Source organism: Sphingopyxis solisilvae (assembly GCF_015475875.1).
Lineage (GTDB): Bacteria > Pseudomonadota > Alphaproteobacteria > Sphingomonadales > Sphingomonadaceae > Sphingopyxis > Sphingopyxis solisilvae.
This window is the reverse complement of sequence record NZ_JADKYM010000007.1, coordinates 56,494-76,803: the sequence shown is the minus strand read 5'-3', so window position 1 is coordinate 76,803 and position 20,310 is coordinate 56,494. Positions and strand designations below refer to the sequence as shown.

At 64.0% G+C, this 20,310-nt stretch carries 23 protein-coding genes; 14 read left to right on the top strand and 9 right to left on the bottom strand.

Annotated elements, in window-relative coordinates:
* Positions 1-58: 58 nt before the first annotated feature.
* From der to IR187_RS06930, 3 genes are all read left to right on the top strand, one after another.
* Entirely contained in the window at positions 59-1,447 is a 1,389-nt protein-coding gene (gene der / locus IR187_RS06940) for a ribosome biogenesis GTPase Der (RefSeq protein ID WP_194953878.1), read from the top strand.
* Positions 1,437-1,673, top strand: a complete 237-nt coding sequence (locus IR187_RS06935) for a sulfurtransferase TusA family protein (protein ID WP_194953877.1) — start codon at positions 1,437-1,439, stop codon at positions 1,671-1,673. Before der ends, IR187_RS06935 begins: the two co-directional genes overlap by 11 nt.
* Positions 1,674-1,771: 98 nt before the next feature.
* A complete protein-coding gene (locus IR187_RS06930) occupies positions 1,772-2,194 on the top strand; it encodes an Hpt domain-containing protein (RefSeq protein WP_194953876.1) in 423 nt (140 codons plus the stop codon).
* On the opposite strand, the gene IR187_RS06925 is transcribed toward IR187_RS06930, so the two are convergent.
* Positions 2,188-3,441: a DUF418 domain-containing protein gene (locus IR187_RS06925; RefSeq protein WP_194953875.1), complete on the bottom strand. Its 1,254-nt coding sequence runs from the start codon at positions 3,439-3,441 to the stop codon at positions 2,188-2,190. The two genes, IR187_RS06930 and IR187_RS06925, sit on opposite strands and share 7 nt — an antisense overlap.
* A gap of 137 nt (positions 3,442-3,578) precedes the next feature.
* Here IR187_RS06925 and IR187_RS06920 point away from each other — a divergent pair, with 137 nt between their 5' ends.
* Positions 3,579-4,394: a Coq4 family protein gene (locus tag IR187_RS06920; RefSeq protein ID WP_194953874.1), complete on the top strand. Its 816-nt coding sequence runs from the start codon at positions 3,579-3,581 to the stop codon at positions 4,392-4,394.
* A gap of 73 nt (positions 4,395-4,467) precedes the next feature.
* On the opposite strand, the gene IR187_RS06915 is transcribed toward IR187_RS06920, so the two are convergent.
* Positions 4,468-5,130 (bottom strand): flavodoxin family protein, encoded by a 663-nt coding sequence (locus IR187_RS06915; protein WP_194953873.1) that lies wholly within the window; start codon positions 5,128-5,130, stop codon positions 4,468-4,470.
* A gap of 130 nt (positions 5,131-5,260) precedes the next feature.
* Between IR187_RS06915 and IR187_RS06910 the strand changes: the two genes are divergently transcribed.
* On the top strand, positions 5,261-5,617 hold the full coding sequence (locus tag IR187_RS06910) for a winged helix-turn-helix transcriptional regulator (protein WP_194953872.1): 357 nt from the start codon (positions 5,261-5,263) through the stop codon (positions 5,615-5,617).
* Between the two features lie 72 nt (positions 5,618-5,689).
* On the opposite strand, the gene IR187_RS06905 is transcribed toward IR187_RS06910, so the two are convergent.
* From IR187_RS06905 to IR187_RS06890, 4 genes are all read right to left on the bottom strand, one after another.
* Complete coding sequence (locus IR187_RS06905; protein WP_194953871.1) at positions 5,690-6,427, bottom strand: DUF72 domain-containing protein; 738 nt, start codon at positions 6,425-6,427, stop codon at positions 5,690-5,692.
* Between the two features lie 111 nt (positions 6,428-6,538).
* Positions 6,539-8,794, bottom strand: coding sequence for a phosphoribosylformylglycinamidine synthase subunit PurL (gene purL / locus IR187_RS06900; RefSeq protein ID WP_194953870.1), 2,256 nt, complete (start codon positions 8,792-8,794; stop codon positions 6,539-6,541).
* A gap of 84 nt (positions 8,795-8,878) precedes the next feature.
* Positions 8,879-9,175 (bottom strand): hypothetical protein, encoded by a 297-nt coding sequence (locus IR187_RS06895; RefSeq protein WP_194953869.1) that lies wholly within the window; start codon positions 9,173-9,175, stop codon positions 8,879-8,881.
* 132 nt (positions 9,176-9,307) lie between these two features.
* On the bottom strand, positions 9,308-9,724 hold the full coding sequence (locus tag IR187_RS06890) for a DUF2177 family protein (RefSeq protein ID WP_194953868.1): 417 nt from the start codon (positions 9,722-9,724) through the stop codon (positions 9,308-9,310).
* Between the two features lie 111 nt (positions 9,725-9,835).
* Between IR187_RS06890 and IR187_RS06885 the strand changes: the two genes are divergently transcribed.
* The 5 genes from IR187_RS06885 to queA all read left to right on the top strand — a co-directional run bounded on the left by IR187_RS06885 (position 9,836) and on the right by queA (position 13,397).
* Entirely contained in the window at positions 9,836-10,111 is a 276-nt protein-coding gene (locus IR187_RS06885; RefSeq protein WP_194953867.1) for an exodeoxyribonuclease VII small subunit, read from the top strand.
* 72 nt (positions 10,112-10,183) lie between these two features.
* Positions 10,184-11,038, top strand: a complete 855-nt coding sequence (locus tag IR187_RS06880) for a polyprenyl synthetase family protein (RefSeq protein WP_407699076.1) — start codon at positions 10,184-10,186, stop codon at positions 11,036-11,038.
* A complete protein-coding gene (gene coaD / locus IR187_RS06875) occupies positions 11,038-11,544 on the top strand; it encodes a pantetheine-phosphate adenylyltransferase (protein ID WP_194953865.1) in 507 nt (168 codons plus the stop codon). The genes IR187_RS06880 and coaD overlap by 1 nt, the downstream gene beginning before the upstream one ends.
* Before the next feature lie 87 nt (positions 11,545-11,631).
* A complete protein-coding gene (locus IR187_RS06870; RefSeq protein WP_194953864.1) occupies positions 11,632-12,336 on the top strand; it encodes a peptidylprolyl isomerase in 705 nt (234 codons plus the stop codon).
* A gap of 14 nt (positions 12,337-12,350) precedes the next feature.
* Positions 12,351-13,397 (top strand): tRNA preQ1(34) S-adenosylmethionine ribosyltransferase-isomerase QueA, encoded by a 1,047-nt coding sequence (gene queA, locus IR187_RS06865; protein ID WP_194953863.1) that lies wholly within the window; start codon positions 12,351-12,353, stop codon positions 13,395-13,397.
* On the opposite strand, the gene IR187_RS06860 is transcribed toward queA, so the two are convergent.
* Both IR187_RS06860 and IR187_RS06855 read right to left on the bottom strand, forming a co-directional pair.
* Positions 13,346-14,128, bottom strand: coding sequence for a MerR family transcriptional regulator (locus IR187_RS06860; RefSeq protein ID WP_194953862.1), 783 nt, complete (start codon positions 14,126-14,128; stop codon positions 13,346-13,348). The genes queA and IR187_RS06860 overlap by 52 nt on opposite strands.
* A 132-nt stretch (positions 14,129-14,260) precedes the next feature.
* Positions 14,261-14,926 carry a helix-turn-helix domain-containing protein gene (locus IR187_RS06855; protein WP_194953861.1) on the bottom strand — a complete coding sequence of 222 codons (666 nt, stop codon included), beginning with the start codon at positions 14,924-14,926 and terminating at the stop codon, positions 14,261-14,263.
* A gap of 169 nt (positions 14,927-15,095) precedes the next feature.
* Between IR187_RS06855 and IR187_RS06850 the strand changes: the two genes are divergently transcribed.
* The 3 genes from IR187_RS06850 (at position 15,096) to tgt (ending at position 19,141) form a co-directional block, all read left to right on the top strand.
* Positions 15,096-17,276, top strand: coding sequence for an EAL domain-containing protein (locus IR187_RS06850; RefSeq protein ID WP_194953860.1), 2,181 nt, complete (start codon positions 15,096-15,098; stop codon positions 17,274-17,276).
* 57 nt (positions 17,277-17,333) lie between these two features.
* Positions 17,334-17,822, top strand: coding sequence for a hemerythrin domain-containing protein (locus IR187_RS06845; protein ID WP_194953859.1), 489 nt, complete (start codon positions 17,334-17,336; stop codon positions 17,820-17,822).
* 194 nt (positions 17,823-18,016) lie between these two features.
* On the top strand, positions 18,017-19,141 hold the full coding sequence (gene tgt / locus IR187_RS06840; protein ID WP_194953858.1) for a tRNA guanosine(34) transglycosylase Tgt: 1,125 nt from the start codon (positions 18,017-18,019) through the stop codon (positions 19,139-19,141).
* A gap of 2 nt (positions 19,142-19,143) precedes the next feature.
* On the opposite strand, the gene IR187_RS06835 is transcribed toward tgt, so the two are convergent.
* Positions 19,144-19,314, bottom strand: coding sequence for a NepR family anti-sigma factor (locus IR187_RS06835; RefSeq protein WP_194953857.1), 171 nt, complete (start codon positions 19,312-19,314; stop codon positions 19,144-19,146).
* Between the two features lie 197 nt (positions 19,315-19,511).
* Here IR187_RS06835 and IR187_RS06830 point away from each other — a divergent pair, with 197 nt between their 5' ends.
* Positions 19,512-20,306, top strand: coding sequence for a response regulator (locus tag IR187_RS06830; RefSeq protein ID WP_194953856.1), 795 nt, complete (start codon positions 19,512-19,514; stop codon positions 20,304-20,306).
* Positions 20,307-20,310: the final 4 nt, after the last annotated feature.

The following is a 20,310-nucleotide window of genomic DNA, read 5'->3' as shown; positions in this document are numbered from 1 at the left end:
GTCCCTATTTGATGGGACTATTTAATAGGGATTGTCCCTATTTATTGAGGGAAAATCGATGTCGCGATCCGCGACGATAGCCATTGTCGGGCGCCCCAATGTGGGCAAATCGACGCTGTTCAACCGGCTGGTCGGCAAGCGCCTGGCGCTCGTCGACGACCAGCCGGGGGTGACGCGCGACCGCCGCGAGGGCGATGCCGAACTGTTGGGGCTGAAATTCACCATCGTCGATACCGCTGGGTTCGAGGATCAGGACGCGGCGACGCTGCCCGGCCGGATGCGGGTCCAGACCGAAAAGGCGGTGCGCGAGGCCGATGCGGCGCTGTTCATGATCGACGGGCGCGCCGGCGTCACCCCGCTTGACGAGGAAATTGCCCGCTGGTTGCGCAGCGAGGACACGCCGATCATTCTGCTGGTCAACAAGGCCGAGGGGAAGCAGGGCGAAAACGGCCTGATGGAAAGCTATTCGCTGGGCTTTGACAATCCGGTCGCATTGAGCGCCGAACATGGCGAGGGCGTCGTCGACCTGTTCGACGCGCTGCGCCCGATCATCGAGGCGCACGACGCCGAGGACGATATCTCGCCGGAAATCGACGACGACGGTGACGACGAAGACGATGCGCCGTCGGGGCCGATGAAGCTGGCGATCGTCGGGCGACCGAACGCGGGCAAATCGACGCTGATCAATCGCATGATCGGCGAGGATCGGCTGATCACTGGACCCGAAGCCGGGATCACGCGCGATTCGATCCGCGTCGATTGGCAATGGGAAAAGGACGGCGAGGTCCACGAAATCCAGCTGTTCGACACCGCCGGGATGCGCAAACGCGCCAAGGTGCAGGACAAGCTGGAAAAGCTGTCGGTGGCCGACGCGCTGCACGCGGTCGATTTTGCCGAGGTTGTCGTGCTGCTGCTCGATGCGACCAAGGGGCTTGAGGCGCAGGATCTGCGCATCGCCGACCGGGTGCTGCAGGAAGGCCGTGCGCTGATCGTTGCGCTCAACAAATGGGATGTCGCCGAAGAGGCGTCGGCGCTGTTCAACGGCGTCCGCAATGCGCTCGACGACGGGCTGAGCCAGGTGAAGGGCGTCCCCGTGCTTACCGTGTCGGGTGCGACGGGGAAGGGCATCGACACGCTGGTCCGCGTCGCGTTCGAGCAGCGGGCGATCTGGTCGGGCCGCGTATCGACGGCAAAGCTCAATCGCTGGTTCGAGGGGGCGGTGGACGCCAACCGGCCGCCCGCGCCCGGCGGCAAGCGAATCAAGCTGCGCTACATCACCCAGGCGCGTACGCGCCCCCCGACCTTTGTCGTTTTTGGCACCCGCACCGATGCCCTGCCGGGCAGCTACACCCGCTATCTGGTCAACGGGATGCGCAAGGAACTGGGGTTTCAGGGCGTACCGGTGCGGCTCAACTTCCGCAATTCGCGCAACCCCTATGACGAATAAGGGATCGGCGACGGTCGTCGATGCGCGCGGGATGCGCTGTCCCTGGCCCGCGCTCCGGCTGGCCCGCGCGATGCGCGACGCGCCCGAGGCGGTGTTGATCGCCGACGATCCGAACGCGGCGCGCGAAGTCGCGGCGCTCGCCGCCGAGCATGGTTGGGCGGTGACGTCCGAAGGCGGCGGCGATGACGATGGCGACGGGGCGGGGCGCTGGCGCGTCCGCCGCTGATCCAAAATGGGGCGGTTCGGTGCGCAGGTGCCAACCACCGTAACGGCTTTTTTACCCAAATCCGGCATGGCTGCGGCGGGACCACCGACCGAATTGCTATGCCAAGGGACACGAAGTTGGACGACATCCTGGTCGATTGGGAAGAATTCCGCGCCACCCGCACGCAGCTGGGGGCCGCGTTCGTGCGCATTCTCGGCTATTTCCGCGAGGACGGCACCAAATCGGTGGCCGCGATCGAAGAGGCGATGCGCGCGAGCGACGCGCGCGGCATGGTGATGCCCGCCCACACGCTGAAAAGCGAAGCGCGCCAGTTCGGCGGTGAAAAGCTGGGCGCGGTTGCCGAGGACATCGAAATGTTCGCGCGTCACTGCGTCGAAAGCCAGATCAGCCCCGACGAATATCTTCCGCGCGTCGTCGAACTACGCAAATTGTTCGAAGAGACGTTGAGCGCGCTCGAACGCGAGGCCAATCCGCTGGTCCAGCGACGCCCGAACGGTTTTGGTCGCGCCGTCGGCTATTGATCGGCGGTGCCCCTGCGCATCGGTTGAAGCTGCCCGCGCGCCAGACTGCGCCACAGCCATTCGAGCGGGCCGTAGCGGTAGCGTTCGAGCCACGGCTTTGACCAGAGCAACATGAGCGCCCACATCGCGGCGCAAGCCAGATAGAGCGACCAGCGCCCGACGTCGCCGAACAGCCCCAGCCCGTAACCGTAAAAGACCGTGGTCATCACGATGCTGGTCCCCAGATAGTTGGTAAAGGCGGCGCGGCCCGCCGCGGCGACGCGCGCCAGCCAGGCGCTGCCCGCGGCGGCGCGAACGAGCAGGATCAGCAATGCCGCATAGGCAATCGTCATCATCAGCCGGCCCGGCGCCGCCCACGCCAGAAAGGCGTTGATCGCGACGATATAGTCGAAGTCCGCACGCCACTGGATCCACGCCACCAGCAGCGTGAGGGCAAGCCCCGACGGCAACCAGCGCATCGCCATCCGCCGATATTCGCCGCTGCTCCACGCGCCGGTCAGGAACCCGTTGCGATACAGCGCCATGCCCAGCATCATCAGTGGCAGCGTTTCAAAGAAGGACATCAGCACCATGACCAGCGGATCGGCCGCATTGTCGAGGCGGTCCTGCAGGATCGGCAAATAGGGACCGCGGAACAGTTCCAGTTCGCCTGCTACCTCGTCGTCGATCGCGGCATATTCCTCGCGCAACGACTGCCCCGCTTCAGCCATCGGCGAGGACGGGTCGTCGGCGGCGGCAGCCACGGCGAGTTGCGCCCCGAAGAACAGCGACGTCAACACGACGCCGAGCGCGAACAGGCCAAGCGCCCGTTTGACCAGCCGCTTCGCTTCCCAGTCGCGATAACGAAACGCCACGCAACCGACGGCGGCGTACAGGAACAGGATGTCGCCCCACCAGATGAAATAGAAATGGCACAGGCCGAACACCGCGAGCCAAGCCATGCGCCGGTAATGCACCGACCGGGGGTTTTGCCCGCCCGCCGCGGCCCGGTCGATGATGAGCAACATGCTGGCCCCGAACAGGATCGAGAACAGCCCGCGCATCTTGCCGTCGAAGAGGATGAAACCGAACGCCCAGGCGGCAATGTCGGATGCCGTTTCGCCGCCATAGGCGCGCGGCGAGACATAGGCCATTTCGGGCATGGCAAAGGCAATGATGTTCATCGCCAATATGCCCATGACGGCAAAACCGCGCATCGCGTCGAGGGTGATCAATCGGGCGCTGTCCTCGCCGGTAACATCTGTCATGCCGCCCTCCGCTGTATTATCGTTCTAGTACGGTGATCGAGGCGACCGGTCCAGCGCTATCGCAACCGATTTCAGCTATTGACATTATTGTCAGTAATGCTATCTGGGCTATACCGGAACTTGAAACGAGATTCGCGATGAACACCATCCCCCTCTACCATCCCGACCGCACTGACGGCGGCTTTCGCCCGCTCAAGGCATGGCGGCATTTTCGCAAGCTGATCGCCGACAAGGAAGACACCGAACAGGTGTTCCATATATTGGAAGCGCTGCGCGACAGTCGTTTCGCGCGATCGGCCGAACGCTTTTTCGCGACCCCGACCGGTCGCAAGGTGATGGCGGAGCGGCAATATCTGCCCGCGATGCTCGACGACCATGACACGCTGCGCCAATTGCCCGAGGGCAGCGTCGGCCGCACCTATGTCGACTTCATGGAACGCGAAGGGCTGACGGCGCAGGGGCTGGTCGACGAGTTCGACAAATTCCGTCACGGCCAGCCGCGCCATGACGACATGCTCGAACTTTATGGCAACCGGCTGCGCGACACGCACGACCTGTTCCATATCCTGACCGGATACGGCCGCGATGCGCTGGGCGAACAATGCGTGCTCGCCTTTTCATACAGCCAGACGCCGAGCTGGGGCACCTTGTTCATCGCCTGGGCCGGCGCGCGCGAAATCCGCAAGGGGTTCGGCCGCCGCTATCCGATCTATGGCGCGGTGCGTGAGGGCCAGCGGATCGGCCGCGCCGCGCAGCAGATCGCCTATCAGGATATCGAGGCACTGCTCGCCGAACCGCTGGACGCGGCGCGGCAGCGGCTGGGGATCGCCGAGCCCAGAATTTACAAGCAGGTCCACGCGATGATGCGCGCCGACGGCATCGACCCCTATGACCTGCTGGGCACGAAAGCCGCCGAAGCCGCAGCGATGCCGGAGCTCGCCCGCGCGGCGTGAATGATCGATGTCCCCGGCGAAAACCGGAGACATCGAAGCTGGCTTAGACAGGCCGACATTGCAGCCGCGCGCCCTAAGATGAAGAGCTTGTCAGGCCGCTCTCCGGCCAGACGCGCGGACTCCGGGGCGTTTCCAACCGGTAGTCGGAATAGGCCCGGGAAAAAATGTCCCTGCCAAATCGTTGGGCGTTTCCGACCGGGTTTGTCGGATCGCGCCGTACCTCGCCGCGGCTGTTCCCGGCGCCCCGCACCACGCCAACGAAGTCCGAATTGGTGTAGCGGGAAAATTCCTGAATCTGGTGGATAATGCCAAGTGCCACACCGGGATAGGTTTCCTCGGACGCCAGCACCAGGCCGAGCCGTTTGCGCGCCATCGCCGCGAGCGCATCCTGCGACCCCGGATAGGAGGCCGCATAATAGCAGAAGCTGCGGTCGAAGAACGCCTTGAGCTGAGCGGATACGCCATACCAATAAATTGGCGTGCAAAAAATCACCCCGCGGGCGGGCAGGAAATCGTCGAAGAACAGCGATCGGTAGCGGTCATCGATGGCGCATTCGCCATCGGGTCCACGGCATTGGCGGCAGTCGCGCAGAAACGCGGAAATATGATCGTCGAGATAGCGAAGCGTAACATCGCTGCCTCCCGTCAGTGCCCCTTTCCGAACGGCATCGGCGAGCGCCGCAGTGTTGCCGTTTCGCCTCGGGCTTCCCACAAGTATCAGCAATTTGTCGGACATGAAGATCGGATCCTTTCTCGCTGGAGGCGGCGCTGGCGCGACGCCGTGTTGATCGCGAGATGGAGTGGCGATATACTTTCGATTAATCAATTACCTACTTATTTGTCATATACTGACTTTCTGGTAAGAAATGGATAAAGTGGCGATACGAAAACAACCTTACAATGACGGTCTTGGGCCGGTATTCGGTATCATCGGCGGCAAGTGGAAAGCGGTTATCCTGTGGGAATTATCCGATGGCGCTGTGCGGTTTGGCGCGCTCAAACGGCGTATTCCCCAGATCAGCGAAAAGATGCTGATCCAGCAATTGCGGGAGATGGAAGCGGATGGGCTGGTCCATCGGGAAATGTTCCATCAGGTTCCGCCGCGCGTCGATTATTCGCTGACCCGATTGGGCGGATCGCTGAATGACGCCCTGACGCCGCTGTGCGAATGGGGGAAGCAAAACCTGCAAGGTCATCCCGTCGCTGACGAAACGCGCGATTAGCGCCAGGTTTATGAACGAACGGCCGACCGCGGCGAGGCCTCTCGCCCTCCGCTCTCGTCGTACCCCTTACTATCAGGCTAGCCGCGCGATCAGCGCTTGTGCGGCGGCGGGGTTGCGGACTTTGGCGCCGGCGATGAAGAAGAGGAAGACGTCGCGCTCGCCCGCGGCCCAGTCGCGGGCCTGTTTGGCCCAGCCGTCCAGCGCCTTGTCGTCATAACCTGTTTCGACGTCCTCCTGCGACCGCTGAAGCCGCGCATAGGTGAAGTCGGCGGTCTGTTCGTCGATGCAGGGAAATTCATCGCTGTCGGCATAGACGATCGCCATGTTGCGCTCGCGCAGCATGTCGATGAACGCCGGGTCGCGGAAGCTTTCGTGGCGCACCTCGATCGCGTGGCGCAAGGGGAGGCCGTCCTGGCTGTCGGGCAGCAAATCGAGGAAACCCTCGAAATCGTCGCGGTCAAATTTCTTGGTTGCCATGAATTGCCAGTGGATCGGACCGAGCCGGTCGCCGAGGCGGGTCAGCCCCTGCGTCAGGAATTTCTCGATCGAGGCGGCGCCATCGGCCAGCACCTTGCGATTGGTCGTGAAACGTGACGCCTTGACGCTGAATTTGAAGCCGTCGGGAACCGATGCGGCCCAGTTCGCAAATGTCTCGGGCTTCTGGCTGCTGTAATAGGTGCCGTTGATCTCGATCCCCGTCAGATGCTGCCCGGCATATTCCAGCTCGCGCTTTTGCGGGTGTTTGTCGGGGTAAAAGGTGCCGCGCCATGGTTCGAAGGTCCAGCCGCCGATGCCGATATGGATGCTCATGGACCTCTCATCTCCGTGCCAAATAGCCCCTCGTCATTGCGAGCGTAGCGAAGCAATCCAGAGTAGGCGTACACCGCTCTGGATTGCTTCGCTACGCTCGCAATGACGAAGTTACGCGAGCGCCGCGTCGGCGCCCATCAGGTTCGGGAAAAACCCCTCATGCGCCTCGCGCAGTTCCGCCAGCGTCACCTCATGATCGCTATCGGGCAGCTCGAACACGATGCGGTCCTTGATCGTCCGCCCCACCGGATCGACCGGCACGTCGGCGCGGCCCGCGGCGTCGAGGAAGTCGGCGAGGCAGGTGTCGCAAACGGTGACGAGATACAGCCCCTGGTCCTCGCCAAAGAAGCTTTCGGCGACGCCGAACGGCTGTTCTTCGCTGACCAGCACGCCGATGTTCGATTTCAGCGCCATTTCGGCGAGCGTCACCGCGATGCCGCCGTCCGACACGTCGTGGCAGGCGGTGATCCAGCCGGCGTTGATCGCATTGCGGATAAAGTCGCCGGTGCGCTTTTCGCAGCGCAGGTTGACCTCGGGCGGCGGGCCTTCTTCACGGCCATGAATTTCGCGCAGCCAGATCGACTGGCCGAGATGCCCGGCGCGTTCGCCGACCGCCAGCACGATGTCGCCGGTGCGCTTGAAACCGATGCCGACCGCCTTGTTCAGATCTTCAATCACGCCGACGCCGCCGATCGCGGGGGTCGGCAGGATCGCGCTGCCGCCGCCGGTCGCCTTGCTCTCGTTATAGAGGCTGACATTGCCCGAGACGATCGGATAGTCGAGCGCGCGGCACGCCTGCGCCATGCCGTCGAGGCAGCCGACGATCTGGCCCATGATTTCGGGGCGCTGCGGGTTCGCGAAATTGAGGCAGTTGGTGATTGCGAGCGGGGTGGCGCCAACCGCGCTGATGTTGCGCCAGGTTTCGGCGACCGCCTGCTTGCCGCCCTCGACGGGGTCGGCGTAGCAATAGCGCGGGGTGCAGTCGGTGCTCATCGCGAGCGCGCGGTTGGTGCCATGGATGCGGACGAGCGCGGCGTCGCCGCCGGTCTGCACCGTGTCGGCGCCGACCTGGCTGTCATACTGCTCCCAGATCCAGCGGCGGCTGGCGATGTCGGGGGTCCCCATCAGCGTCTTGAGGTCGGCGGCGACGTCCTTCGTCTCGGGAACGTTGGTCAGCGGCGCCTGTTTCGGGGTCGGGACGTGCGGTCGGTCATAGAGCGGCGCATCGTCGGCGAGCGGCGCGAGCGGAATGTCGCAGACGATCTCGCCATGATGTTCGAGCACCATGCGGCCGGTGTCGGTGACGGTGCCGATGACCGCAAAATCGAGCTCCCATTTGTGGAAAATCGCCTTCGCAAACTCCTCCTTGCCGGGCTTCAGCACCATCAGCATGCGTTCCTGCGATTCGGACAGCATCATCTCGTATGCCGTCATGCCGGTTTCGCGCTGCGGCACATCGTCCATCTTTAGGTGGAGGCCGACGCCGCCCTTCGACGCCATTTCGACCGACGAGCTGGTCAGGCCCGCGGCGCCCATGTCCTGAATCGCGACGATCGCGTCCGATGCCATCAGTTCGAGGCACGCCTCGATCAGCAATTTTTCGGTGAACGGGTCGCCGACCTGCACCGTCGGGCGCTTTTCCTCGGCATCCTCGCCGAAGTCGGCCGACGCCATGGTGGCGCCATGGATGCCGTCGCGGCCGGTCTTCGATCCGACATAGACGATCGGATTGCCGACGCCGCTAGCGGCCGAGTAAAAGATCTTGTCCTGTTCGGCGACACCGACCGTCATCGCGTTGACGAGGATATTGCCGTCGTAGGCCTTGTGGAAATTGACCTCGCCGCCGACCGTCGGAACGCCGACGCAATTGCCATAGCCGCCGATGCCGTGGACGACGCCCGAGATCAGATGCTTCATCTTCGGATGGTCGGGGCGACCGAAGCGCAGCGCGTTGAGGTTCGCGACGGGGCGCGCCCCCATCGTGAAGACGTCGCGCAGGATGCCGCCGACGCCGGTCGCTGCGCCCTGATAGGGTTCGATATACGACGGGTGGTTGTGGCTCTCCATCTTGAAGATCGCCGCGAGCTTCTTGCCGTCCGGCCCTTCGCCGATGTCGATCACGCCGGCATTTTCGCCGGGACCGCAGATCACCCACGGCGCCTCGGTCGGCAGCTTCTTCAAATGGATACGCGAGCTTTTGTAGCTGCAATGCTCGGACCACATGACCGAGAAGATGCCGAGTTCGACGAGATTCGGCTCGCGCCCGAGCGCGGCCAGGACGCGCTCATATTCTTCCGGCGAGAGGCCGTGTTCGGCGACGATCTCGGGGGTGATGACGGAGGCGGGCGCGGTTGCGGTCTGAGTCATGGCGCGCCTTTAGCGGGGCGCGGGGAAAACGAACAGACCCCATAATGCCTTTTTGGGCACCATGGGGCCTGCGGTGTGAAGGGGTCAACGCGCGGCGAGGGTGGTGGCGGGTTTGGTCAGCGGTTCGACGTCGCGCAGCGGAAAACTCACCTGTTGCGATCCGACGGTGCCGCGGACGCGGTGCTGGCCGACGCGCAGCGTGAAGGGTTTGCCGGTGCGTTCCTCGACGCCGCTGATGACGCGGACATCGCCGACTTGGGTGACGGTATAGCGGTAGCTGGCGCCCTTATGCTCGAACCGCTGCGTCACGGGTTCGTCAGCTTGGGCGCTGGCGGGGGTGACGGCGAGCAGCGCCAGGGCGGGGAGGAAGAGTTTTTTCATGATGCAAGTCCTTGTTTACCAGAACAAAACTTGCCTTTACGCCCCTCTCTCTTGTGCAATGCAGCATGATTGGCCGCGCGCCGCGCGGCAATTGCAAAAAGCGGAATCGTGATTGTCGAAAGTGAAGCGGGTTTAAGTGGCTCGCGGCAGCAATGTGAGCACCAGCCACGCCGCTGCACCCGCGGCAAATCCCGTCGCCAGCGTCCCCCATACGATGTCGAGGAGCGTCACCTTGGTCGACCAGATTTTCATCGTCGCATGGTTGGTGAGGTCGTAGGTCATGTAACAGAAAAAGCCGAACATCGCGCCCCATTGCGCCGCGACCTGCCATTTGCCCGCCGCCAGCGCCGGCGCGACCGCGAAAATCTGGATGCCCAGCATATAAAGTGCATAGAAAATCAGGGCCGGGGCAGGGCGCCAGCCGTCCATCAACAGCGCGCCGATTTCGGGGCGATAGACTTTCGTCAACATCGTGCGCAGCCAGATCGCGTCGAGGACGCCGAAAATGATGGCGGTGGCGAAATAGGCGCTGACGGTTTGCAGGGTCATGGCAGAACTTTCGTCGAGGCGATCGGATATGGGCCAGCGTAGGCGGACGGGGTGCGACGTCAAGCCTGACCGCACTTGACCATGGGGGGGCGAAAGGGCCAAAGCAGGGCTATGACGGACACCCCCGACGCCGCTGCCGCACCCGCCCCGGACCCTGCCATCACCGCGCTGTCGTTCGAGGCGGCGATGGGCGAGCTCGAAACGATTGTGCGGCGGCTGGAAAGCGGCGACGTCAATCTGGAGGAATCGGTCGCCCTTTACGAACGTGGCCATGCGCTGCGCGCGCATTGCGAGGCGCGGCTTGCCGCGGCGCAGGCGCGGATCGAACAGGTCAGCCTGGGCGCCGACGGTCGTCCGACCGGGACCACCGCGTTCGGCGAAAGCTGAGCGATCATGGCTTTGACGAACGACGAATTGACGCGCGGATCGGACATCTTGCGCAGCGCGCAGGCGGACATCATGGCCGATATCGACCGGCTGTTCGACCGGCTGCTCCCGGTTCCGCACGATCCGCGCGCGCCGCTGTACGAGGCGATGCGCTATGCCGCAATTGCAGGGGGCAAGCGGCTGCGCCCGCTGCTGGTCTGCGCGACCGGTAATTTGTTCCACGTCGACCGGACTGCCAGCCTGCGCGTCGGGGCTGCGGTCGAGGCGATGCACGTCTATTCGCTGATCCACGACGATCTGCCGTGCATGGACGACGACGATATGCGCCGCGGCAAGCCGACGGTGCACAAGGCGTTCGACGAGGCGACCGCGGTGCTGGCAGGCGATTCGCTCCACGCGCTGGCGTTCGAGTGGCTGTGCGATCCGGCGACGAGCAACGATCCGTTCGTGCGCGGCGAGCTGTGCTGCGAACTGGCGCGCGCCGCGGGACCGGCGGGGATGGCGGGCGGCCAGATGATGGACCTTGCTGCCGAAACGGCAAACTTCGACCTGCCGACGGTGACGCGGCTGCAACAGCTCAAGACCGGGGCGCTGATCGCCTTTTCGGTCGAGGCGGGGGCGATCCTGGCGCGCATCCCGCCCGAGGGGCGCACCGCGCTGCGCGCCTATGCCCGCGACATCGGGCTCGCGTTCCAGATCGCCGACGACATCATGGATGTCGAGGGCGACGAGGCGCTGGCGGGCAAGGCGCTGCACAAGGATGCGGCGGCGGGCAAGGGTACGTTCGTGACGCTGATGGGGCTGGAACGCGCGCGCGAACAGGCGACCGCGCTGGTCGAGCAGGCAATCGGACATCTGGCGAGCTTCGGCGACGAGGCGGCGCTGCTGCGCGCGATCGCGCGCTATGTGGTGGAAAGGGACCGTTGATGCGCATTGGGGTTTATCCCGGAACCTTCGACCCGATCACCTTGGGCCACATGGACATCATCCGCCGCGGCGCAAAGCTGGTCGATCGGCTGGTGATCGGGGTGACGACAAATATCGCCAAATCGCCTTTGTTCGACGATGACGAGCGCATCGCGATGGTGCGCACCGAAGTCGCGGGGCTGGGCGGCGACATCCGCGTCGTCGGGTTCAACTCCCTGTTGATGGATTTTGCCGAGCGCGAAGGCGCGGGGATGATCGTGCGCGGGCTGCGCGCGGTCGCCGACTTCGAATATGAATATCAGATGGCGGGGATGAACCAGCAATTGAACGACCGGATCGAAACGGTATTCCTGATGGCCGACGTCGGCCTGCAACCGATCGCGTCGCGGCTGGTCAAGGAAATCGCGATCTTTGGCGGCGACATTCGCAAGTTCGTGACGCCTGCGGTCCGCGAAGCGGTGGTGGGTCGCATTGCCGAGCGCGGGCTGCTCCAGGGTGAGCGCTGATACCGATCATTGAGCGTTCAGCTTTTTCCCGCTAGGGCGCGCCAACGGGGCGCAACCGCAAACGATTTTTCCAAGGGCCGATCCAGCATGAAATTTACCTTTCGCCCCACGATCCTTGTCGCCATGACGCTTGCGTTCGCGGCCCCTGGCGCGGCGCAGGAAGCCGCTCCGGCCCCGGCAGCCGAAGCCACGGCCGAAACGCCCGCCGCTCCGACGATGTCGCCCGATCAATATATCAACAACCCCGAATATATGCTCAACCTCGACCTTTCGACGGGCGGCCGGGTGGTGATCCAGCTCTATCCCAATGTCGCCCCGGGCCATGTCGAGCGGCTGAAGCAGCTGGCCCGTGCCGGCTTTTACGACGGGGTCAAATTCCACCGTGTGATCGACGGGTTCATGGCGCAGACCGGTGATCCGACGGCGACCGGGCAGGGGGGGTCGCAGTTGCCCGACCTGAAAGCCGAATTTAATCCCACCCCGCACCTGCGCGGGACCGTGTCGATGGCGCGCGCCGAAAGCGAAGACAGCGCGAACAGCCAGTTCTTCATCATGTTCCAGCCGCGGTTTTCGCTCGATCGGCGCTACACCGCCTTCGGGCGGGTCGTGTCGGGGATGCAATATGTCGACGCGATCCAGAAGGGCGAGCCGCCCGCGGTGATGTCGCGGATGGTTCAGGTGTCGGTCGCGGCCGACAACCGCCCGATGCCGCCCGCGTCGATGCTGGTCGAAGCGCCGCCGCCACCCGCCGTCGAAATCACCGCCGACCAGCTCAACGCCCCGATCCGTTAAGGGATTCGCGCGCGATGCGCGTCGATGCTTTTGATTTCGAGCTGCCGAACGAGCGCATCGCGCTGCGCCCGGCGCGGCCGCGCGATGCGGCGCGGATGCTGGTGGTCGAGGGCGACAATATCGTCGATGCGGGCGTGCGAGATCTGCCGTCATGGCTGCGCCCCGGCGACTGCTTGGTGTTCAACGACACGCGCGTGATCCCCGCCCAGCTGGAGGGTCGGCGGGGCGACGCCAAAATCGGCGCCACCTTGCACAAGCGGATCGACCTGCGCCGCTGGCAGGCGTTCGTGCGCAACGCCAAACGGCTGCGCGTCGGCGAAACGGTCGATTTCGGCGCGGGCGTGTCGGCGCAGGCCGAGGAGCGGCTATCCGACGGCAGCTTCATTCTGGCTTTCGCGGGTGATGAGCCGGTCGAGGTGCTGCTCGAACGCGCGGGCACGATGCCGCTGCCGCCCTATATCGCGGGCAAGCGCGCGACCGACGAGGACGACCGGTCCGATTACCAGACGATGTTCGCGGCGAAAGACGGCGCGGTTGCGGCGCCGACCGCGGCGCTGCATTTCACCCCCGGCCTGCTCGCTGGGCTTGCCGCGGCAGGCATCGCGACCGAAACGCTGACGCTGCACGTCGGCGCGGGCACCTTCCTGCCGGTCAAGGCCGACGACACCGACGACCATGTGATGCACGCCGAATGGGGCCGGATCGAAACCGACACCGCGGCGCGGCTGAATGCGGTGCGCGCAGCAGGCGGTCGGATCATCGCGGTCGGCACCACCAGCCTGCGCCTGCTCGAAAGCGCGGCACAGGACGACGGCACGATCGCGGCGTTCGCTGGCGACACCGCGATCTTCATCACCCCCGGTTATCGCTTCAAGGCGATCGACGGGCTGATGACCAATTTTCATCTGCCGCGCTCGACCCTGTTCATGCTGGTCAGCGCGCTGATGGGACTGGAGACGATGCAGGCGGCCTATGCCCATGCGATCGGCGCCGGATATCGTTTCTACAGCTATGGCGACGCGAGCCTGCTGTTGCCGCGTCCGAGCGACCGTTCGGCATAGATTGCCATCGCCTCGGCGATGAATTCGGGGCAGCCGGGCAGCGTGCCGTCGTCATATGTCGCGCGAAACTCGGGATTCTCGACGTAAAAGCGACCCAGGCCCGCGAATGCCGCGGCGTCGGGAGTCCAACTGTGCGAGACCCAGCGGCAATGGCGGTCGGTGACCGCCTGCACCGCGTCCGACCCCGGCGCGGCGCCGCCGCGAAACAGCTGCGTGAAGTCGTCGCGGATATCCGCCATCTCGCGGCGGATATGATCGACCTGTTCTTTCGTCAGCGCGCGCGCCTTTTCATGCGCCGCGGCGACCGCCTCCTTGCCCCAGAAAGCTTCGGCCTCGCGCTCCCAGCGGTCGCGCGTTTCGGGGGCGATGCCGGCGTAATAATCATTGTCTTCCATCATTTCGTTCCTTTCCAGTGATGCGATCGTGCGATCGATGGTCTGGATGAGGTCGCGATATTGCGCGATCCGGCGCTGAAGCGCGGCGCGATGCCCGCGCAGCGCGGTAAGCAGGTCGAAGGCGGGATCGTCGAGCACCGCGCCGATCTCGGCGAGTGGCATGCCGAGCTCGCGGTAAAAGAGGATCTGCTGGAGCCGCAGCAACTCCTCTTTCCCGTAATAGCGATAGCCGTTGGCCCCGACATGCCCGGGGCGGAGCAGGCCCACCGCATCATAATGATGCAGCGTCCGGACGCTGATCCCCGCTGCCGTGGCAACCTGTTTGACCGTTCGCAACGCCTGTCTCCTCATCACGCCGCACCCTATCGGGGATGACGCAGCGTCAGGGTCAAGCGCTTTTGTTTGGCGATCACGGTATCGCGACACCGCAATAGTTGCTGATCGCGGCATGATGATTGTGGAAGGTCGCTAGATTTCAATGATAATCTTGACGTTGTCGGCGCTGACATCGGCGGCCTCGGCGATCTGCGCCTTGGCACGGGCAACGACGTCGCCGATACTGACAGGCTCGTCGATCCCGAGCAGTTCGGATATCGGAACCCCCAGCAGGATTGCGAGCGCTTTCATTCGTCCGGCCTTGGGCCTCGCTTTGTCCTGTTCCCAAGCTGAAATCGACTGTTCGCTGACGCCCAGTTCAGCTGCGATTTGAACCTGCGTCAATCGCTTGATGGTGCGCAATCGGTGCAGCCGGACACCGAAGCTGTCGGTCACGGGCTTAGGAAAAAAGTCGGTCTCGTTGGGAGGGGCATCGCCAACGCCTCTCAACTGGGCGGCGCTGAGCGTCGCAGGCGAGATCGGTGTGTCGAATTCGCAACCGCAAAGCACGCCGCTGATCCAGACCACTCTGGCGCGCGTCACACCCGCATGAGGCAAGGTTACGTCGATCCCATGGCCAGGTGCCAGCCCGACTTCGCCTTCGAGGAGCAGGCCCGTCGCCGATATATTGTGCAACAACACCTCGACTTCGACGCCATTTATTTTTGTGCCTGGCAATTGCAGGCGGAGCTTTCGCCGCATGCTTTGACGCTTGTCACGCGACTGCGCGACCTTTTCGATATATGCTGGAATAGCCATCGGCCCCGATAATCAACCTGGCGCGGTTAAGGGAGCGTTACCGGGAGCGAAATACGGCGAGGCGTGGTATCGACGCGACCCGTCGCTTATTTACATAATCGCAATCCCTTACGCCCATAGCCGTGCTCAATGTGGGGTTCAGCAAGAGCATGAATTGATGGATGGGCCGATGCGGATGGGGGCTGCCCAACGTGAGGAAGATTTAGTCGATGAAGGCCAGCGCGGCTTTTTCGGCAAGTTCGGCTCGCGTATCGGCAAACCGCGGATCGACGCGGCGCCTCCCAATCTGCACACGCGCGAGGCGCTGCTCCTGCTCCAGAATTACGAGGAAAGCGGGCAGGGCTGGTTCTGGTCGACCGATGCCAAAGGCCGGCTAACCTATATTACCGATTCGGTTGCGCAACTGATGGGCCGGACGAGCGGGCAGATTCTGGGTAGCTATTTCACCGAATTGTTCCTGCCGGTCGATGGCCATGGCGAGCACCAGCGCACGTTGCCCTTCCTCCTGACCAAACAGTCGAAGTTCGACGAACTGCCGCTGCGCAGCGCGTTCGAGGGCGACGATCGCTGGTGGGCGATTTCGGGTCGTCCGCAGTTTGATGCTGGCGGCAGGTTCACCGGCTATCGCGGCAGCGGCACCGATGTCACCGCGCAGCGCCGGTCGGCCGAGGATGCGTCGCGGCTGGCGCTCTATGATTCGCTGACCGGGCTCGCCAACCGGTTCAACATCTCGAAAAAGCTCGATTCGACGCTGGCTGCCTTTGCCCAGCAACAGCGGTCCTGCGCGATCATGCTGCTCGACCTCGACCGTTTCAAACAGGTCAACGATACGCTGGGGCATCCGGCGGGCGACGCGCTGCTCAAGCAGGTCGCCGAACGGTTGCTCAAGATCGTCGGCGACAAGGAAATGGTCAGCCGCCTTGGCGGCGACGAGTTCAAGATCATCCTGCCCGACGTCGACGATCGCGGCAAATTGGGCGACCTGGCGGCGGATATCATTGCCAGCCTGTCGCAACCCTATTCGGTCGATGGCAGCCGCTGTATCATCGGCGCGTCGGTCGGGGTCGCGATCGCACCGTTCGACGGGGTGAACAGCGACGACCTCGTTCGCAACGCCGACCTCGCGCTCTATGCCGCAAAGGGTAACGGCCGCGGTCGTTTCGCCTTTTATTCGAGCGAACTCCATCAGGCGGCCGAAGTGCGCCGCGCGCTCGAGGAGGATCTGCGCGATGCGCTGGCGCGCGGCGAGATGGAGTTGCACTATCAGCCGGTGGTGCAGGCGAAGACCAATATGGTGACGGGGGTCGAGGCGCTCGTACGCTGGACGCATCCCGAGCGCGGCGTGATTTCGCCGGGCGTGTTTGTTCCGATTGCCGAGGAAACCAATCTGATCTGGCCGCTTGGCGAATGGGTGTTGCGTCAGGCGTGCGAGGATGCCGTGCGGTGGCCGGGGGACATGCGCGTCGCGGTCAATGTCTCGCCGATCCAGTTCGCCAATGCCGATTTGCCCAAGGTCGTCGCCAAGGCGCTGGCGGCGACGGGATTGTCGCCCGACCGGCTCGAACTCGAGATCACCGAAAGCGTCTTTCTGGGCGATTCGGCCGACACCGCCCAGATGTTCAAGGCGCTGAAAGGACTCGGGGTTCGCCTGGCGCTCGACGATTTCGGCACCGGCTATTCGTCGCTCGGCTATCTGCAGAACGCGCCGTTCGACAAGATCAAGATCGACCAGAGTTTTGTGCGCGGGGCGACGGAAAAGGGATCGCGCAACAGCGCGCTGATCGCCGCCATCGTCGCGCTGGCCGAAGCGCTGGAGATGGAAACCACGGCCGAAGGTATCGAATCGCTCGACCAGCTCGACCTGATCCGCAAGCTCAACGTCAGCCACGTCCAGGGTTATGTGTACAGCAAGCCGGTGGGCAATGCCGAATTGCTCGAACATGCCGAGGCGGGGTCGTGGACGATCAAGCCAGCCGGGCCGGCGCGACAGCGCAACGATCGCTTCTCGCTGTTCCGCAAGGTCGGGGCGGTCCACGACAACCATCGTTACGACGTCGTCATCCGCAACCTGTCGGCGACCGGCGCCTTTATCGAAGGGATATTGGATGTGCCCGTCGGGACGCAGTTCGTCATCGATTTCGGCGAAGGGCAGCTGGTGACCGCGACCGTCCGCCGGTCGATGAAGCACCAGCAGGGCGTCGAGTTCGAACAGACGATGGTCAGCGACGGCAACGGCGGCCTGTGTACGCGCCACCGCGTATCGCCCTATCTGATCGCCGCGGCCACCCAGTCGACGGCGGGCATGGCGCTGCCCGCCTTCACCACGACGAGCGACTGGAAGGCCGCCTGATCGCGGACCGGGAACCGTCGGCGTGATAGTCCGTTCTCCCTCGCAGAGGAGACGAACATGGCCGAAACGAAAATCTTCGCGCGACTGAAAGCCGACCACGATCGCCACCGCGAACTGCTCGACCGGATCGACCAGACCAAGGGCGACAGCCCCGAACGCGAAAAACTGTTCGAAGCCTTTCGCGTCGAGGTGACTGCGCATGCCGCGTCGGAAGAAATGTCGCTGTACGCCACGATGCTCGGCAAGCCCGACCTGCGCGACGAGGCGCAGCACAGCGTCGCCGAGCACAAGGAAATCGACGACATGCTGACCGAGCTTTACGAGATGGATTTCGGCTCGACCGGCTGGCTGACGCGGTTTCGCACGATGAAGGACCGCTACCTCCACCATATCGAAGAGGAAGAGGACGAGATGTTCCCCGAAGCCGAGGAGGGACTGTCCGAAGCGAAGAAAAAGGAACTGCTGGCAATCTTCGAAAAGGAAAAGCCGAAGGAGAAGGCGAAGGCCGCTGCCGACGAGCCGTCGAGCGAGCACGCGCGGGAATAGGCGATTGTCGATCCTCCCTGTCGCGCAGCGATGGGGAGGGGGACCGTCCGCGAAGCGGATGGTGGAGGGGCTTGGCGACGTCGGCGCAAAAGCCCCTCCGTCAGCGCTCCGCGCTGCCACCTCCCCATCCCTGCGCGACAGGGAGGATTGACCAACCTCGACTTTATCGGGCTACCCCGCCATAGGCGCGCGCGATGACGACAAGATTCGCCTTTTCTATCGCCGCGACCGACGGTGCCGCGCGCACGGGCACGATCAAAATGCAGCGCGGCGACATTCGTACGCCCGCGTTCATGCCGGTCGGCACCGCGGCGACGGTGAAGGCGATGCGCCCCGCCGAGGTGTGCGCGACCGGCGCCGACATCATCCTCGGCAATACCTATCATCTGATGCTGCGCCCGACGGCCGAACGCATGGCGCGGCTCGGCGGGCTGCACCAGTTCATGGGCTGGGACCGCCCGATCCTGACCGACAGCGGCGGCTATCAGGTGATGAGCCTGTCGGCCCTGACCAAGCAGAGCGAAGATGGGGTTGCGTTCAAGAGCCACCTCGACGGCTCGCGCCATATGCTGACCCCCGAACGCTCGATGGAAATCCAGCGGCTGCTGGGCAGCGACATCGTGATGGCGTTCGACGAATGTCCGCCCAACGGCGTCGATGCGAAGCGCGCCGAGGCGAGCATGGAGCGGTCGATGCGCTGGGCCGCACGCAGCCGCGCCGGGTTCGACGCGGGCGAGGAACATGCCGAACGGTCGGCGCTGTTTGGCATCCAGCAGGGTTCGCTCGACGAAAAGCTGCGCGCGCGATCGGCGGCGGCGCTGACCGATATCGGTTTCGACGGCTATGCGATCGGCGGGCTTGCGGTGGGCGAGGGGCAGGCGGCGATGTTCGGCGTGCTCGACTATGCCCCCGGCCAGTTGCCCGCCGACAAGCCGCGGTACCTGATGGGGGTCGGCAAGCCCGACGATCTGGTCGGGGCGGTCGCGCGCGGGGTCGATATGTTCGACTGTGTGCTGCCGACGCGATCGGGGCGCAACGGCCAGGCCTTTACCTGGGATGGTCCGGTCAACATCCGCAACGCCAAGCATGCCGAGGATCAGGGACCGCTCGATCCGTCATGCGATTGCCCGGTCTGTACGACCTGGTCGCGCGCCTATCTGCATCATCTTGTCCGCTCGGGCGAGATGCTGGGCGCGATGCTGATGACCCAGCATAATCTGCATTTTTACCAGGCGTTGATGCAGGCGATGCGCGACGCGATTGCGGAGCGCCGCTTCGCGGTATTCCAGTCCGAATTCGCAGCGCGCTACCGGCGCTGAGCTCAGTCGAGTTTGCTGAGCAGGTCGAGCATCGACTGGGGAATCGTCTCGTCCACCGTCGATTCATAGGCACGGCGCAGGGCGCCATTGACGTCCTGCGTCCGGGCGGGGGGTCTTTTGGCAGCATCCTTCCCCGACGTATCGCCGCGTGGCGAACCGGTTTCAGACGACATTATCGGGGCATCCGCTTGACATGGGGCCTGTTGCTAACCGCGCATTCATCAAACCGCAATGGCGTGTTTGTTCTTCCCCATGAAACTAATTTGCGGCTAATTCGTTCCCATTGGGTGAAATTATGTCGGCGGCCGCCGCGTTGCGGCGGTTTTGCCGGCTTTTTCGCGGGTTGCAGCCCGCTCAGGAGGGAAAATATATGTCATTGGGTCAGGCGATCGCGCCGCATCTTCCATATCTGCGGCGTTATGGTCGGGCAATTTCGGGAAGCCAGCAAAATGGCGACGCGCTGGTCGCGCGCCTGCTGGAAACGCTGGTGGCGAACCCCGACGCGGTCGATACCGGCAGCGACCTGCGCATCCAGCTGTACCGGATGGTTCACGACAATTTTGGTCTGATGGCCGAGGCGGCCGCTGCGGCGGATGCGGATGACGGCACCGACATCGCGATCGCCGACGCGCGGCTGCGCCGCATTCCGTCGCTCGCGCGCCAAGCGCTGCTGCTGACCGCGGTGGAAGGCTTTGACATCGAGGACACCGGCCGCATCATCGGTCGCAGCGCCGACGATGTAAAAACGCTGATCGCCGAAGCCACCGCGGAAATCGACCGCCAGACCCGCGCGCGCATCCTGATCATCGAGGACGAACCGATCATCGCGATGGACATCGAAATGATCGTCCGCGACCTCGGCCATGATGTCGTCGCAGTCGCCACCACCCACCGCGAGGCGGTTGCCGAAGCGCAAAAGCACCAGCCCGGACTGGTGCTCGCCGACATCCAACTCGCCGACAACAGCTCGGGGATCGAGGCGGTGCAGGAAATCCTGACCGACCTCAAGGTGCCGGTCATCTTCATCACCGCCTTCCCCGAACGGCTGCTGACGGGCGATCGCCCCGAGCCGGCGTTCCTGCTGACCAAGCCTTATCAGCCGGCAACGCTGCGCGCGGCGATTTCGCAGGTGCTGTTTTTCGACGAGAGCACGGTTCCGGCCTGAGGCG